At 53.5% G+C, this 16,706-nt stretch carries 13 protein-coding genes; 3 read left to right on the top strand and 10 right to left on the bottom strand.

What is annotated here, in order from left to right; translation table 11 throughout:
- Positions 1-15: 15 nt before the first annotated feature.
- From GA565_RS12405 to GA565_RS12395, 3 genes are all read right to left on the bottom strand, one after another.
- Complete coding sequence (locus tag GA565_RS12405; protein WP_370518045.1) at positions 16-1,236, bottom strand: aminotransferase class I/II-fold pyridoxal phosphate-dependent enzyme; 1,221 nt, start codon at positions 1,234-1,236, stop codon at positions 16-18.
- Positions 1,237-1,269: 33 nt separating this feature from the next.
- Positions 1,270-2,574, bottom strand: a complete 1,305-nt coding sequence (locus GA565_RS12400) for an LLM class flavin-dependent oxidoreductase (RefSeq protein ID WP_152198697.1) — start codon at positions 2,572-2,574, stop codon at positions 1,270-1,272.
- 86 nt (positions 2,575-2,660) lie between these two features.
- On the bottom strand, positions 2,661-3,734 hold the full coding sequence (locus GA565_RS12395; RefSeq protein WP_152198696.1) for an iron-containing alcohol dehydrogenase family protein: 1,074 nt from the start codon (positions 3,732-3,734) through the stop codon (positions 2,661-2,663).
- A 238-nt stretch (positions 3,735-3,972) separates the two neighbouring features.
- Between GA565_RS12395 and GA565_RS12390 the strand changes: the two genes are divergently transcribed.
- The 3 genes from GA565_RS12390 to GA565_RS12380 are packed head-to-tail and all read left to right on the top strand — an operon-like array spanning position 3,973 to position 7,037.
- Positions 3,973-4,503: a GNAT family N-acetyltransferase gene (locus GA565_RS12390; RefSeq protein WP_152198695.1), complete on the top strand. Its 531-nt coding sequence runs from the start codon at positions 3,973-3,975 to the stop codon at positions 4,501-4,503.
- 36 nt (positions 4,504-4,539) lie between these two features.
- Positions 4,540-5,691, top strand: coding sequence for an amidohydrolase (locus GA565_RS12385; protein ID WP_152198694.1), 1,152 nt, complete (start codon positions 4,540-4,542; stop codon positions 5,689-5,691).
- Positions 5,688-7,037 (top strand): MmgE/PrpD family protein, encoded by a 1,350-nt coding sequence (locus GA565_RS12380; protein WP_152198693.1) that lies wholly within the window; start codon positions 5,688-5,690, stop codon positions 7,035-7,037. Before GA565_RS12385 ends, GA565_RS12380 begins: the two co-directional genes overlap by 4 nt.
- Here the strand turns inward: GA565_RS12380 and GA565_RS12375 are convergent.
- From GA565_RS12375 to GA565_RS12345, 7 genes are all read right to left on the bottom strand, one after another.
- Entirely contained in the window at positions 7,034-9,331 is a 2,298-nt protein-coding gene (locus GA565_RS12375) for a molybdopterin-dependent oxidoreductase (RefSeq protein ID WP_152198692.1), read from the bottom strand. The two genes, GA565_RS12380 and GA565_RS12375, sit on opposite strands and share 4 nt — an antisense overlap.
- Positions 9,332-9,393: 62 nt before the next feature.
- Positions 9,394-10,155, bottom strand: a complete 762-nt coding sequence (locus tag GA565_RS12370) for an amino acid ABC transporter ATP-binding protein (RefSeq protein ID WP_152198691.1) — start codon at positions 10,153-10,155, stop codon at positions 9,394-9,396.
- Positions 10,148-11,074, bottom strand: a complete 927-nt coding sequence (locus tag GA565_RS12365; RefSeq protein WP_152198690.1) for an amino acid ABC transporter permease — start codon at positions 11,072-11,074, stop codon at positions 10,148-10,150. The genes GA565_RS12370 and GA565_RS12365 overlap by 8 nt, the downstream gene beginning before the upstream one ends.
- Positions 11,074-11,970 carry an ABC transporter substrate-binding protein gene (locus GA565_RS12360; protein WP_152198689.1) on the bottom strand — a complete coding sequence of 299 codons (897 nt, stop codon included), beginning with the start codon at positions 11,968-11,970 and terminating at the stop codon, positions 11,074-11,076. The genes GA565_RS12365 and GA565_RS12360 overlap by 1 nt, the downstream gene beginning before the upstream one ends.
- Positions 11,971-12,229: 259 nt before the next feature.
- Positions 12,230-13,690 carry an AMP nucleosidase gene (locus GA565_RS12355; protein WP_152198688.1) on the bottom strand — a complete coding sequence of 487 codons (1,461 nt, stop codon included), beginning with the start codon at positions 13,688-13,690 and terminating at the stop codon, positions 12,230-12,232.
- A 117-nt stretch (positions 13,691-13,807) separates the two neighbouring features.
- Positions 13,808-15,244, bottom strand: a complete 1,437-nt coding sequence (locus tag GA565_RS12350; RefSeq protein WP_152198687.1) for a 6-phospho-beta-glucosidase — start codon at positions 15,242-15,244, stop codon at positions 13,808-13,810.
- Between the two features lie 21 nt (positions 15,245-15,265).
- Positions 15,266-16,705: a glycoside hydrolase family 1 protein gene (locus GA565_RS12345; protein ID WP_152198686.1), complete on the bottom strand. Its 1,440-nt coding sequence runs from the start codon at positions 16,703-16,705 to the stop codon at positions 15,266-15,268.
- Between the last annotated feature and the right edge of the window lies 1 nt (position 16,706).

Genomic DNA, 16,706 nt, shown 5'->3' with positions numbered 1-16,706 from the left:
TCACGCCCATTTTGATTACTTTAATAATGCGCAGGCCGCGGCAATACGTCGCCCAGCTTCAGCTACGGTGTCAAATTCGGTGGCAATAGACAGGCGGAAGTACGGTGATAAGCCAAAGGCACTGCCTGAGACGCCAGACACGCCGCTTTCAAGCAGGAAATTCATGACGTCAGACTCTGACTCTAGCGTTTTACCGTCGGTGCGTTGACGCCCCAGCAATCCTTCGCAGTGGCAGAAAATAAAAAAGGCGCCGTCAGGTCGCAGCAGTTTGAGTCCGTCAACTGCAGAAAGCGTATCAACCAGTACGTCACGGCGCGCCTGATAGGCCGCAACCTGAGGCTTGATGAATTCAAGTCCACCGTCGAACGCCGCCACTGCTGCCGCCTGGCTTACCGAACTGGCGCCAGAGCTGTTTTGCGACTGCACCACTGCCATTGCCTGAGTCAGGGCTTTTGGCCCCGCACCATAGCCGATACGCCAGCCGGTCATCGCGTAGGTTTTCGATACCCCACCGACCAGCAACGTACGCTCGCGCAAATCGGCGGCTAGGTTGAGTAAGCTGACGTGCTGACGACCGTCGAAGAGCACGTGTTCATAAAGCTCATCAAGCATCACCAGTACCTGCGGATGACGACGCAGAACCTTCGCCAGCGCAGAAAGTTCATCAGCGGTGTATACCGCCCCGCTTGGATTGCCAGGGTTGTTAAGGATAATCCATCGAGTACGTGAGGTAATGGCCTGCTCGAGTTGAGTAGGCGTCAGCTTATAACCCTGCTCAATCGGACAGTTTAAAAATACCGGTATGCCACCGTTAAAACGCACGCTGTCAGGAAATGTCGGCCAGTAAGGAACCGGCACCAGCACTTCATCGCCGTCGTTCAACGTGGCAGCAAAGGCGTTGAAAATGATTTGCTTGGCTCCGTTGGCAATGACGATGTGGTCAGCATCAAACGGCAGATTGTTCTCGCGCAGTAGTTTACGTTGTACCGACTGACGCAGCGCTTTGATGCCCGGCGTTGGCGTGTATTTGGTTTCGCCGCGCTTAATGGCGGCATAGGCCGCCTGTTTAATATGATCGGGCGTATCAAAGTCCGGCTCGCCGGTCGTCAGATCTGCAATATCGACGCCCGCCTCTTTCAGGCTGTTGGTCAACTGCTTGGCCGCGGCGTTTGGCGACATTGAAACCCGCTGCACGCGGTCCGACAACACGATTTTTGAATCAACAACAGTCATCATAACCCCTACTCTTTAACGAGAAGCAGCGCCCATTTAGGCAATCGGCAGGCCCAGATTTTCACGCAGCGTCGAGAATTCATAGCTTTCACGGAACAGACCACGTTTTCTCAGCACCGGGATAACCAACTCAACGAACAGGTCCAGCTGCTCGGGAATAATTGCCGGCATAATGTTAAAGCCGTCTGCGCCCTGTTGCTCAATCCACAGTTGAAGATCGTCGGCGATGTCTTCAGCTGTGCCTACAATCACGCGGTGCCCACGGGATCCCGCCGCTATCGCGGCAAGCTCACGCAGCGTCAGATTCTCACGCTCGGCTAATTCGGTCAGCAGCTTCACGCGGCTCTGGTTACCCTCAACGGCAGGAATTTCCGGCACCGGTCCATCCAGCGGATACTGAGTCATATCGAGACCAAAACGTGCAGAAAGCTGCCTGATTCCATTGTCAATATCAACCAGCAGGTTCAGTTGACGCCAGGTCTCTTTCGCTTCGGCCAGCGTGCGGCCAACGATCGGCATAACGCCCGGCAGGATCAGCACGTGATCGGGGTTGCGACCGGCCTCAATAACCTGCTGTTTTTGCGAACGATAAAACGCCTGACCTTCTTCCAGACTGGCGGAGGCGGTAAATACCACTTCTGCCGTGGCCGCGGCCAATTTTTGTCCGTCAGCGGAAGAACCGGCTTCAATAATGACCGGCTTGCCCTGCGGTGAACGTGTGATATTGAGCGGGCCCTGCACTTGATAATGTTCGCCGCGGTGGTTTATCTCGTTAATTTTGTCGTCGACGAAGTACTGGCCGCTCTCTTTGTTGGCGATGACGGCCCCTTCCTGCCAGCCTTCCCACAGCTTATTCGCGACTTCTAAAAACTCGGTGGCTTTGGCATAGCGGTCGGCGTGGCCCGGCATATCTTCTTTACTAAAATTGCGTGCAACGTCATTGGAATACGAAGTCACCACGTTCCAGGCTGCGCGGCCACCGCTGATGTGGTCCAGCGACGAGAAGCTTCTTGCCAGCGTGAACGGGTCACTAAAGGTGGTTGAGGCGGTAGCCGCCAGGCCGATATGTCGGGTGTTAACGGCTACGGCTGAAAGCAGCGTCAGTGGTTCAAGGCGGGCCATGGTTGACGGTAAACGATGCACGTTGGTCGCCAGCGCGTCGCCCACAAAAAACATGTCAAAGGTGCCTTCTTCAGCCTTTTTAGCGATACTTATCAGCCAGTTAATGTCGGTTGGTGAACCGAGGCGCTCAGTGAGACGCCAGCCGCTGACGTGGTGGCCGAGGGGTTGTACAAACAGACCTAAGCGCATTTGACGGGGAGATGTTGAGGACCTGGTCATGGTGTTCCTTAATGTGATTCAAAATTTTAATGAGAAGCGTCGCGGTGATGTCTTTCGTACTCACCGCGTTGAATGATCATCGGCGGTTAGAAATGACCGTCTGTGGCCTCGAGCGCCTGCAGAATGGTCGTCGCTGAGAGCGTGAACGGCAGTCGTGCCGCATTTTGCGCGGAAAATTTGACCTCTTGCGCCATAGCCTGCAGGGTCTCTGCACGATCGCCAAGGGTTTGCGGCAGGCGCAGCGGCGCATCGAACTGTTTCAGCAATGCCAGCAGGTCGGCGTCCGGCGCGCCACCGTTATTTTCAAGAATCGACTGTAGCAGCAGTCCATAACCTACCTTTTCCCCGTGCAGCCAATCGTGCAGCTCGGGTTGATGTGTCATGCGGTTGTGCAGCGCGTGGGCCACGCCTGGCGCAGGGAAATCATCGCGCATGCTGTTAGCCATACCGGCTACGGCAATGTTGGCATCAATCACTTTCACCAGCGCGGTCGTCACCTTGTGCTGTTGGTTGTCTTCAACCGCCTGCTGGCCGAATTCAATAAAGGTCTCTACGGCGAAGCGTGCCGCCTGTACCTTGAGGTTTAGCGCCAGACTGTCTCGATTTTTCTGCTGGTAAGGACGGAATTCATACCACTTTGCCAGTGCGTCGACGATGCCAGCCTTGAGGAAGCGGACGTCGCTATTGGCAATCACCTCGCTGTCGACCAGCACCAGCACGGGCATTTTGGTCAGCGGCTGGCTGCGAACGTGCCCGCCGGCCTCATTATAAACGATGGTGATCGGGGACCAGGCGGCGCAGGTGGCCGCCACGGTTGGAAAAGTGACAATCGCTACGTCTGCAAGCAAATTCCCTACGCCTTTGGCGGTGTCCAGTACCCGCCCGCCGCCAATGCCCAGCACCAATTCTGCGCCCTGAGCTTTAACGTTGCCAGTGTGTTCGGCAATCGCTTCGTCAGAGCATTCACCGGCAAGAAATGCGACGCGGTACTGAATATTATGCGCTTGCAGGCTGGTTTCAAGCTCCGGGTTAACGGCTTCCCAGGCACGCGAGGTGGTGATGATTGCAATGTGTTTCGCCAGCGGAGCAATATATTCACCTACCTGAGCGCGAATGCCGGACTTATGGTAATAGGTCTGAGGGGATTTGATTGCAAGCACGTCGATAACCTGTTCGTTTAATTTAAATAAATGCTACGAGAAAAAAAGAAATAAGCAATCACTTACTGGTATATCGCTTTTCCATAATTCGCAATTGCTTATCTTATTTTTAGATAAAGAAAGAGCAAAGCTTGCTATGCATGTGTAGTTAAAGAAAAGATAATGAAAAGAGCATTTCCAGGCATCTTATCTATTACACCATCGACCGTAATTTCACCGCGCAAAGACGAGAACATTGATGAACCAAGTTTTCAGGCAACTCACCACCGACGATAACCAGGAATATCTCGAACTGATGCTGGCCGCCTACGCGCCTATTAAGGCTCTCGGGATTCATTTCGATGCTGCTACGGCCGATTTAGCTCGCGCCACTAAACACCTCACTGAACATGACGTTTATGCACTGTTCGTAGACGATATTATGGTTTCCTCAGTGACGTTGCGTTACCCGTGGGGTACCTTACCCGGCCCGTTTGGTCTGCCGCACATCGGCTGGTTTGGCGCGCACCCTGACTATAGCGGCCACGGCTGGGGGAAAAAAATTCAAGACTGGGTTGAGCAAGAGATCGTCGTCAAACAGCTCAAGGCACCCGCCGTTTCACTTGGCACCGCGGTAAATCATCCGTGGTTAAAAGAGTTATATAAGAAACGTGGCTTTGAGCCGATGCACGAAAAAGATTCTGGCAAGGGGCACATAACGCTATTTATGAAAAAAATCCTCGACCCCGCTGCGCACGATAAGTGGTTATCTCGCCAGGAAAAACGTTAATCCTGCCTAGACAGGTCTGAGCAAAGGAACATTATTATGAAAATTCTTCCAGAACATCAGGATATCGCCCAATTCATTCAGGCGTTTCGCCTTGAGCTGCACCGTTTCCCCGAACTTTCTAACCATGAGTTTGAAACCACGGCGCGTATAAAAGCCGTGCTCGATCAACACCAGATCCGCATCGTTGACCTGCCGCTTAAGACTGGGCTGGTGGCTGAACTGGGCGACGCTAATTCGCCACACTTGGTGGTTCTGCGCTCGGACATTGACGCACTGCCGATTGAAGAGCAGTCGGGCGTTGATTACGTGTCGCAAAATGTGGGCGTGATGCACGCCTGTGGTCACGACTTTCACGCCTCTGCCGCACTCGGCGCGGCGATTTTGTTGAAAAAAATCGAACATACGCTGCCGGGCCGCGTGCGTATTCTGTTTCAGGCGGCCGAAGAAATCTTTGAAGGTGCTCCTGCGCTGTTAGCTACCGGTGCACTTGATGATGCCGCCGTTATTTTCGGTATTCACAACGATCCAACCCTGCCGGTTGGCGTGCTGGGCAGCAAGGCTGGGGCGTTAACTGCCGGCGTTGACCGCTTTGATATCACCATTACCGGCACCGGTAGCCACGCTGCACGCCCACACGACGGCAACGATCCGGTTATTATTCTCGGACAGGTAATCGGCGCAGTGCAAACCCTGCTGAGTCGCAATGTGCCGTCCGATCACAATGCCGTGGTGTCGATTACGCAAGTGCACAGCGGGTCAACCTGGAACGTCATCCCCGATAAAGCCTGGCTTGAAGGCACGGTACGCACTTTTAACCAGAACACGCGCGAGCTTATAGAACGCAGACTGCGGCAGATTTTGCAGGGCATAGGCGATGCCTTCGAGGCGACCATCACGTTGAACTGGCTGGCGGGCCCTCCTTCCGTAGTCAATGACGCCGAGTGGGTCGAGTTTGCCCTTGAGCACGCGCCGTCGGCAGGCTTTGAAGCATTAACCGTAGAAGCCAGCCCGATTGGTGAAGATTTCGCCTTTTATCAGCAACAGATCCGCGGCGCCTTTATTATGGTTGGCTCCGGTGGCCCTTATGCACTGCATCACCCTGCTTTTCGCGTTGACGACAAGGCCCTGTTCCCCACCGCCGACTATCTGCACCGCCTGGCCGTCAAGGCGCTGGAAAAATTGCAATGAGCCAACGGCCTACTGCGACGTTAACCCAGCAACTGTCTCAGCTTGTCGTTAACGCCAGGCCCACGAGTGAAGCACGCGAGCGGGCCCGCGCTGGTCTGCTCGATTTTGTGGCCGTCGCCCTGCCGATTGTTCAGGGCGATATCGCCGATACGCCGCTGAAAAGTCTGCTGCAGGTTTATCGCGCTGACGATGCACAAACTCGCGCCCTGCTGCTCGGTTATGCCGGACATGCGCTGGACTTTGACGATTTTCACCCTGATTTTCGCGGGCATCCGACCACCGTCATCCTTCCCGCGCTGTTTGCGCTGGCGCAGGAAAATGCTGATAAAGAAGGCGATGTGTTCCTCGATGCCTATATTATTGGCGTTGAAACGGCGGGACGCCTGGGTTTAGCCGCCGGTCCGCAGCACTATAAGGCCGGATACCACAGCACCGCCACGCTGGGTTCGATTGCCGCAGCGGCGGCAGCGGCCAGATTAGTAGGTGCCAGTGTGTCACAAACCGCCAATATTTTGGGTATCGCGGCCACGCGCGCCAGCGGATTGCGCGCCCAGTTTGGTTCAGCTGTTAAGCCGCTGCATGCGGGATTTGCCGCCGAATCTGCAGTGACTGCCACCAAGCTGGCACTTTCAGGATTCGACGGTCAGTCCGAGGGCGTGCTGGAGGCATTTCTTGTCAGCGGCGGTGGCGGCCAGCAACAGCTTGAAAAATTGACGGCCGACTGGGGCACGCCGTGGCGCATTGTATCGCCGGGGCTGGAGTTCAAACCTTATCCTACCTGTGCAGGCACTCACAGTGCTGCAGACGCCGCATTTATCCTGCGAGCCGAATGGCTCGAAAAGAGCGAGAAAACGCCTGCCGATTTGTTTGCCGATATCGACAGCATTGAGGTTTCTTTCCCACCGGGCGGCGATATTGCGGCGTCGGTGACACATCCTCACAGCGGAATCGAAGCACGCTTTAGCCTTGAGTACGTCATTGCCGCCACGCTGTTGCACAATCGCCTGAGTCTAAGTGATTTTGGTGAAGGACCGGTCGATAGCGAAATCAATGCGTTGGCCAGCAAAGTACGTCGCTGCCCGGACATGACTGCACCGCCGGACGAAATAGACCCGACCCAGCGCTTCCATCAAGTGACATTGTCACGCAAAAGCGGTGAGCGGTTAACGTGCCGCGTGACACGCCAGCAGAGCGTGGCAAAAGGGGTGAATTTACGGCTCAAACTGCAAAGCTGTCTGTCGCTGCGTTCGCCGCAGATGTGGGATGAAATAGAAGCTTTGTGCCAACTGGCAACGTCAGACGCCCTGCCTGAACTGGCAAGGCGTCTGACGTCTTTCCAACCTTAGCGGTATAACACTACCGGCGGTTCAAAAGCCTGAACTGCCGGAGCCGTCCCTTCATAACGGGCAATATCCACCGTGGTAATCTGCCCGCAGCATCCCTGCGCCAACGAAGACGTTCCCACGTCGAGCGTTAACACGTTAGGGTTGCCATGACGGCATAGCGGCACTGGCGCGCGTGCGTCCTGCGGGTCATACCAGGCGCCGGTCGGTAGCTGTATGACGCCGGGCATAATTTGCTCACTTATCTCCACGCTGGCCAACACCGCACCACGCAAATTACTGATAATCACCGTATCACCGACTTTAATCCCGCGACTTAAGGCGTCGTGTGGATGCAGCCGACAAATCTCCCGCCCGTCGAGCTTCTGGCTCACGCTGTGCTTGCCATAGTCGAGCTGGCTGTGCAGCTTAGTGGCTGGCTGATTGGCTATCAGATACAGCGGATTTTGGCTGTCGGGCTTTTGCGTTGGCTCAAGCCAAACCGGATGGCCCGGACAGTCCATATCGTTAAAATCGGCAATAGTCTGCGAAAAAATCTCTATTTTTCCGCTCGGCGTCGGCAAAGGATGCTTATCAGGGTCGTTGCGCAGATTACGCAGCAGTCTGCCACCGTCTTTGAGCTGTGGCAGCTGCAGGTGGCCAATTTCCCAAAACTGTTCAAAGTTCGGCACGCTGATATTTTGCTGCTCACACTTCTCCTGCATCTGATGATAAAGGTGTTGCAGCCATTCTCTAGCCGTGCGCCCTTCGGTGAAAACCTGTTCGCGACCAAGGCGTTTTGCCAACTCGGCAAAAATCGAGTAATCGTCTTTCGCCTCACCAAAAGGTTTTGCTACCGGCTGCATGGCAAACAGATGCCGGTCGGTCGGCGCCCCGCCCACGTCTTCACGCTCCAGCGTCATGGTGGCAGGCAGCACAATATCAGCGTGGCGCGCGGTAGCAGTCCAGGCAACTTCATGCACAATTAAGGTATCGAGCTGATTAAACGCACGACGCAGACGCGCCAAGTCCTGATGATGATGGAACGGATTACCGCCCGCCCACCACGCCAGTTTAATGTGCGGGTAACGCAACGTCTGGCCGTTGTAGCGGAATTCTTCCCCAGGATTTAGCAACATATCAGAGATGCGCGCTACCGGAATAAAGTCCTTCACGCCGTTTTTGCCCTGAGGCAGCGCGGGGAATGAGACCTGATTATGATGCTTGCCGTAATGGCCCAATGCGCCGAGTGCATAGCCATAACCGCCGCCCGGCAGACCTGGCTGGCCGAGTGCAGCGGACAACACCAATCCTAACCACACCGGTTGTTCGCCGTGTTCGGCGCGCTGCAAAGCATGCGCCACCGAAATCATTACCCGCTTACCGTGCAGCTCAGCGGCCAGCGTCTCTATACGCGCCGCACTGATGCCGCAAATTTCTGACGCCCACTGCGCGTCGCGTACCTGACCGTCTTCTGCGCCGCACAGATAGGCAACCAGCTTGTCCCAGCCCACACAGTAGCGGGCCAGAAAATCTTCGTCGGTCCACTGATTGGCCTTCAATACGTGCAGCAGCGCAAGGATCAGTGCAGCATCGGTTCCCGGATGTATCGGCAGCCATTCACCGTTGGCTTCGTCCGGCATGTCGCTTTCAAGCGGACTCACGGAAATAAATTTTGTACCGCGTCTGGCCGCTTTATCAATAAAACCGCGTTCGGTGTGCTCACTCAATCCGCCGCTGGCAACCTGTGAGTTTTTTAACGCCAGCCCGCCAAATGACAATAGCACTTCGGTGTGTTCTGAAATCTCTTCCCAACTCACGCCACGGCGGGCAATTTCATTCATGTCACCGACGATGTGCGGCAAAATGACCGACGCAGCGCCGGAGCTGTAGCTGTTTACTGAACGAACGTAGCCACCAATGGTGGTATTTAAGAAACGGTGCACCTGACTCTGTGCATGATGAAAACGCCCGGCGCTCGACCAGCCGTATGAGCCGCCAAAAACAGACTCAGGTCCGTGCGCTTCGGCTATGCGAGAAAGCTCACCGGAGGCCAGCGCGTAAGCTTCCTCCCAACTGATGGCAATATATTCATCGTCACCGCGGCGGTCGTCTGGCCCCGGGCCGTTTTCAAGCCAGCCGCGGCGCACCATTGGCGTGGCAATACGCACTTTATGGTCCAGTGCGTTTTCGAAGTTTTTAAGGATTGGGCTAGGGTCAGGATCGCCAGCAAAAGGTGTTACTACCAGTTTATCATCGTGCAAAACAGCGGTAAAAGCTCCCCAATGGGAGCTGTGAGTGGTTGATTTCACGGTCATTGAGACTGTTTGTCCTGGCTGAAAGAGGGCCAACAACGGACACGGATAGTGGTAATTAACCTCTATAGCACCGTTGATAAGAAGTTGCGTACACGGATGTTTTCCTGGTCGTCGAGCACCGACTGAGTCGGCCCGGCTGCCACGATTTTGCCCTCTTCCATAAAGACGATATTATCCGCCACTTCACGGGCAAAGCCGACCTCATGGGTGACAATGACCATGGTAATGCCTGAGTGTGCCAGTTTTTTAATCACCTGCAACACTTCTCCTACCAGTTCAGGGTCGAGTGCTGAGGTAGGTTCATCAAACAGCATAACCTCTGGGTCCATTGCCAGCGCACGGGCAATGGCGACGCGCTGCTGCTGACCGCCAGAAAGCTCGGCGGGCCAGGCGTTTTCACGCGTAGACAACCCAACCTGCTGCAATAGCGAACGGGCTTTTAAGGTTGCCTGCTGACGATTCTGCTTTTTGACACGCATCGGTGCATCAATAATGTTTTGCAGCACAGTACGATGCGGGAACAGATTGAACTGCTGAAACACCATGCCAATTTGTGCACGCTGAGCCGCCACCTGCTTGCTGTTTAACTCGTGCAGCGCGTGGCCTTTTTGCTGATATCCCACCAGATGCCCACCAATGCGAATAGTGCCGCCGTCAAGCTTCTCCAGATGGTTAATACAACGCAGCAGCGTCGATTTACCCGAACCTGAGGGTCCTAAAATCACCGTGACCGAACCGGCAGTGATATCAAGGTTGATGCCGTCTAAAATAGTATTACCTGAAAAACGCTTGGTAATATTGCGTAACTCGATAGCCTCAGCCATTGCTGTTTGCCCTCTCTTTATTCACCGCCAGAGCGGGCGTTTTGCGTTTGATCCAAGAGCGTTTTTCACTGCGCACCGTACCACGGCCGAAATAGCGCTCAACGTAGTATTGGCCCACCGACAGTACTGACGTCATCAGCAGATACCACAGCGTCGCCACTAAAAGCAGCGGAATAACTTCATAAGTGCGCTGATAAATAATCTGCGCCGAATAGAGCACGTCCTGCAGCGCAATCACTGAAACTACGGCGGTCGTTTTCAACTGACCGATCACTTCATTCCCGGCAGGTGGCATAATCGCGCGCATCGCCTGCGGTAACACGGTATGACGGAAAATTTGCGCCGGACGGTAGCCCAGAGCTTTTGCCGCTTCCAACTGCCCCTGACCGACGCTTTGAATACCGGCGCGCACAATCTCAGCCGCGTAGGCCGATTGATGCATCACCAGCGCAATCACCGCCGCGCTAAACGGACTGATCAGCGAGTTGGCGTTGGCGCTCCACAGCTCACCAACGAACGGCAGCGAGATCGCTATTTTGGGGTACAGCGCGGCAACGTTATACCAGAGGAACAGCTGGACCAGCATCGGCACGCCGCGGAAGAACCACGTGTAGGCCCAGCTCACCGCAGACAGCACCGGATTGGATGACAGGCGCATCAACGCCAGTACGGTGCCACCGGCAAAACCGAGAATGACGGAAATTGCCGTCAGCTGCAGCGTCATCAAGACACCGTGAAGAATGGAGGCTTCCGTGAAATTTTCGGCAATGACGTTCCATTCAAAGCGCGGGTTATTGATAACCGAATTGCCGACTGCCAGTAAAATAAGCAATACCACAAAGGCGCTGAACCAGCGCCCGTAGTATTTTTTACCGATAATACGCAGTTCGTTCTGCGGTTCTGGTGTTGCCTTTTGCATTAAAAAATCTCTTCGTTACGTTTTGCTTCTTTCATCGCGCCGTAGCCAATGTTCCACTTATCAAGAATTTTCTGGTAGCTACCGTCTTTAATCAGCGAGTTCAGCGCGGCCTGCACCGCATCTTCCAGCGGAGAGGCTTTAGGGAAGGCGATTGAAACCGGAGCATCGTTAACCGTGATCTGACCGCTCATGGTCAGAACCGGCACTTTGCTTACCTGATAGGTCAGGCCTTCATAAGGACCAAAGAACATGGCGACACGCCCGCTGACCACTGCCTGAACGCCCGCAGGACGATCCGGGAAGGTCGCGATAGTAATTGCGGGCTTGCCGTCGGCGACGCATTTTTTGCTTGCTTCATCAAGGCGCAGCAGCTGTGTGGTACCCGCACCTGCACCTACCTGCTTGCCACAGGTATCCTGCAGTGAGGTAAACGGCGCAACGTTGGCATCTTTACGTGAAATAATGCCCAGACGCGAGGCGTCGAAATAGCCGATGAAATCGACCTGACTCAGACGCGCCTTGGTGGCATTAATGTTGGATAATGCGACGTCATAACGGCCTGATTTCAAACCAGGAATGATGTTGTCAAAACCGCCGGTATCACGCCACTGAACCGCTACGCCCAGCCTTTCGGCTATGGCGGTCATCACATCGATTTCACGGCCTGCCAGCGTTTTATTGTCAGCCATATAGAAAGTGGTCGGCGGGGTGTTCGGGTTAGTGCCCGCCACGATGTAACCACGTTTGAGAATATCCTCAGGCAGTTTTGCTTTTAGTGCGTCATCTGCAGAGACGTGGAAAGAGCTTGAAAACGGGACATTCTGATCAGCTGCCCAAACGCTGTGGACACTTGCGGCAATCACGAGAGGAAGCAGCAACTTTTTTAATAACTTCATTTATAAACCTTTTTCCCGGTGAAAATACAAAAAAATGCAGTTTTAACATTTTCAATGTACCGCCAAGACCTTACAACTGCTTAAATTAGATAAGCTATGCTAATTTTGTGCTAAAGAAGGGCGGCGTTAGGCAGTGGGGAGAGAAATATCAAGCGGCTCAGGGAGTAAGGAAGGAGTCCAACAGGTGGCAGAGGTCACCCCCCGACACTTGTTGAACTAATTTTATCTATACAATACCTTTTTCATCTATAGCAGGCGATTAGCGGAACGGCGGCTCATCAAAGGTGCGCAGTTTGCGCGAGTGCAGCTTGTCACCTTCCGCGCGCAGCAGGTCAATTGCCTGAATACCGATTTGTAAATGCTCGGAAATAGCCCCTTCATAGAAGTGGTTTGCCTGCCCCGGCAGTTTAATCTCACCGTGCAGCGGTTTATCGGAAACACACAGCAGGGTGCCGTAGGGCACCCGGAAACGGTAACCCTGCGCGGCAATGGTCGCACTTTCCATATCCACCGCGACGGCACGGCTCAGGCTAAAACGACGCGCCGACGCCGAGAAACGCAGCTCCCAGTTGCGGTCATCAGTGGTGACAACCGTGCCGGTACGTAACCGCTGCTTAACCTCTTCACCCGGCATATTACTCACCAGCTTGGTGGCGTCATACAACGCGCGCTGCACTTCGGCAATGCTCGGGATTGGGATATCCGGCGGCAGTACCGCGTCCAGCACGTGGTCATCGCGCAGGTAAGCGTGGGCCAACACGTAGTCACCAATACTCTGGCTTTCGCGCAGGCCACCGCAGTGACCAATCATCAGCCAGGCGTGTGGGCGCAGTACCGCAAGATGATCGCAGATGGTTTTAGCATTGGAAGGACCCACGCCGATGTTCACCAACGTGATGCCCTGCCCGTTTTCGGCAATCAGGTGATAGGCCGGCATTTGGTGCTTCTTCCACGCCAGGTCAGAGGCAGTACGAGACGGATCGCTGTCCTCTTCGGTAATATAGTTGCCTCCCGCACACGACAGCGCAACGTACGGCGAATTCGGGTCAAGAATCTGTGCGCACGACCAACTAACAAACTCATCAACGTAGCGGGTGTAGTTGGTGAACAGCACGTAGGACTGAAAATGCTCAACCGGCGTGCCGGTATAGTGCTTGAGGCGGGCCAGAGAGAAATCGGTGCGCAGCGCGTCAAAATGCGAAAGCGGGAATTTGTCGCTGGCGGCCTGAATGCCGTCAGTGACGTCATCAACGATTTTTGCCAGATCGGTAGTCGGAAAATGCAGTGCCAGACCGGCGGTCATGGTGCGGTCGAGTACCAAATCAGAGCCGTCGATCACAAACGGATAAGGCATTTCTTGCTCAGAAGCCCTGACCACAAAAGTTGCAGCATAGTCTTTTTCGAGAATCGACAGCTGACTTATCAGGTATTTCCTGAAAAGTTCAGGGCGCGTCAGTGTGGTCACGTATTTTCCCGGATGGGCAAAACGGCCATAAGCACGCGTGCGAAACGGCGTTTGGGAGCTGCCGTCCCAGCTCACTTCAAGCTGCGGATAGGCAAACAGTCCTGCAGCACGGGCCTTAAGGTCTGGCACGGTGCCGTTTTCAATGTATTGACTGATTGCTTCGCGCAGTGAGGACAGTGATGCCTCATACAACGCTTCGAGGCGGTCAATAGCCTCCGAAGCCGTTGAGAAGGCGGTAGGCTCTTGATTATTCATAATAACTCCTTAGCGCGGTTGCCGTTTTTTGTTATTTAACATCATAACGGCAATCATAGCTGGAGTGGGTAGAAAAATCATTTATGTGCTACAGCCGCCTTCTCTACCTCATTTTATCTAGAGATTGTCGCCATTGCTGGCAATAACCTGTTTGTACCAGTCGAAACTTTTCTTTTTCGACCGTTTCAGGGTCCCGCTGTTATCGTCGTGTTTATCAACATAAATAAACCCGTAGCGCTTGCTGTATTGACCGGTAGTGTAAGACACACAGTCGATGCAGCCCCACGGCGTATAGCCCATCAGGTCAACGCCGTCTTCAACAACCGCTATTTTCATCTGCTCAATGTGTGCGCGGAGATAGTCAATCCGGTAATCGTCGTTAATCGACCCGTCTGATTGCGGAGTATCGACCGCGCCAAAACCGTTTTCAACAATAAACAGCGGTTTTTGATAGCGCTCATACAGGTCGTTCAACGTGTAGCGCAGTCCAACCGGGTCGATTTGCCATCCCCACTCCGAGGCGGCTACGTGCGGATTGCGTTTGCCGCCTTCGATAGACTCGATACTGCCCTGTGCGTCTTTAGCGGCATACTGCACGGCGTTGCTCATGTAGTAGCTAAAGCCTACGTAGTCGGTACAGCCTTCACGCAGCGTCGCTGCATCCTCCGGCTGCATTTCAATTGTATAGCCTCTGTTTTCCCACTCTTTCAAAATATAGGCCGGATAATAGCCGCGCATTTGCACATCACCGAACAGATAACGCTGACGCATTTGTTCTTGCGCAAACATCACGTCGTCGGGGTCACAGGACCATGGATAAATCGGCACCATCGCTAGCATACAGCCAATCTGAAAGTCAGGATTAATAGCGTGTCCGCGTTTTACCACCTTAGCGCTGGCAACAAACTGATGATGCAGCACCTGATACATCGCCTGCTCGGGATTAGGCTGGTCTAGAAAAATGACTCCGGAACAGGAGTAACCAAACAGCGGGATTTTCCAGTTACGCTGGTTGTTAATCTCGTTGAAAGTCATCCAATATTTTACTTTTTCCTTGTAGCGTTCCATTACCACGTTGCTGAAATGCACAAAGAAATCGACCACTTTACGATTGAGCCAACCGCCGTACTCCTTTACCAGATGGTATGGCATTTCAAAGTGAGACAGGGTAATCACCGGCTGTATATTGTACTTAAGCAGCTCGTCAAACAGATCGTCATAGAACTGCAGGCCCGCTTCGTTAGGCTGCTTTTCATCACCGTTGGGGAAAATACGCGACCACGCAATGGAGGTGCGAAAACACTTGAAACCCATTTGTGCAAACAGCGCAATGTCTTCTTTATAATGAGAATAAAATTCCACTGCCTGATGGTTAGGGTAACGGTGGCCAGGTTGTACACCGTCGGTTATTTCACGCGGTACGCCGTGCGCACCGGCGGTTAACACATCGACAATGCTTGGCCCTTTGCCGCCCTGCTCCCAACCGCCTTCAACCTGATGAGCCGCAACGGCCCCGCCCCAAAGAAACTCTTTAGGTAAATTTTTGCTGAACATAATCATTCCTTTAATAGAGAATCAGTACTCAATTTGTGCGTCAAGATTACCGCCATTACTGTTGATAACGCGTTGATACCAGACAAAGCTTTTCTTCTTAAAACGCGCAAGATCTTTCAGGTCTTTTTCATCCCGATTAACGTAGATAAAACCGTAGCGCTTACCGATCCCCTGATGGGTACTGACCAAATCAATCGCTGACCACGGGCAGTATCCGAACATCTCAACGCCGTCACTGATAGCCAACTGCAGCTGTTCAAGGTGTTTTTGCAGATACTCAATGCGGTAATCGTCATAGATCTTGTTGCCCGCTTCCAGTTTGTCAAAGGCACCCAAGCCGTTTTCTGTGACGATTAACGGCAGGCGATAGCGTTCATAAATTTCGCGTGCAGTAATACGAAAACCAACGGGGTCGATGTACCAGTTAAACTGATTTCTCTTGAGATAAGGGTTGTTCATTCCTGCATACACGCTGCTATCAATGCCCGCCATTTGCTGATCGACTGCTTTTGCGGGGTCGCCATGTTCGCGTGCCTGAGCCGAATCGGCTGCCCCTACTGTCGCAGAAGCGTAATAGTTAAATGCAATGAAATCAGGCTTGCCGCGTCTCAGCAGCGCCATTTCTTCGTCAGTAATGCGCGGAAGATAGCCCTTCTCTTCCATAAAGCTCCACGCCACTGCGTTGTAAACGCCGTGGCAAGCCAAATCGAGGTACAACCAGTTGCGGATAGCGCTGAAATTGTTGGCAGCAAGAACGTCTTCAGGACGCGCACTGGCGGGATAAACACTGGATATATTCGGCGCAGGGCCAATTTTGGCATTCGGCAGCAGCCGGTGGCAGGCGATCATCGCTTTAGCTTGCGCGAGCATCATGTGGTGATTCTGCTGATAGAGCACTTTCTGTGGATCTGCCGTACCCGGCGGTAACGTGCCGATGACCTCGCCCTTAAGGATCATCATGTTTTGTTCATTAATCGTCAGCCAGTACTTAACCCGATCACCGTAGAGTTCAAAGGCGGTGCGGGCATAGTGCTCAAAGGCGGTCACGGTTTCAGGATTGGACCATCCGCCTTTTTCCTGCAGCGCCCAAGGCAGGTCAAAATGATACAGCGTGACCAAAGGTTCTATTTTATGCTCATGCAGCAGGTCAATAAGTCGCTGATAAAATGCTGCACCCTTAGGATTTATTTCACCACTGCCTTGCGGGAACAAACGTGCCCAGGAGATTGAGAAACGATAGGTTTTCAGTCCCAATTCCGCAAACAGTGCAACATCCTGTTCAAGATGATGATAGTGGTCACTGGTGACTTTAAAATCGCTCAACTCTGCATCGAAAATCGCCTTATCAATCACCGAGGGGCCTTTTCCCTCTTCGTTCCACGCGCCTTCAACCTGATAAGCTGAGGTTGAGGCACCCCAAAGAAATCCATTGGGAAAAGGTTTTACCTGTTGGTGTTGCATG

It is taken from the genome of Rouxiella sp. S1S-2 (assembly GCF_009208105.1).
In the GTDB taxonomy this organism is placed as follows: domain Bacteria; phylum Pseudomonadota; class Gammaproteobacteria; order Enterobacterales; family Enterobacteriaceae; genus Rouxiella.
The sequence above is the reverse complement of the archived record's forward strand: the minus strand, read 5'-3'. Positions and strand labels throughout refer to the sequence as shown.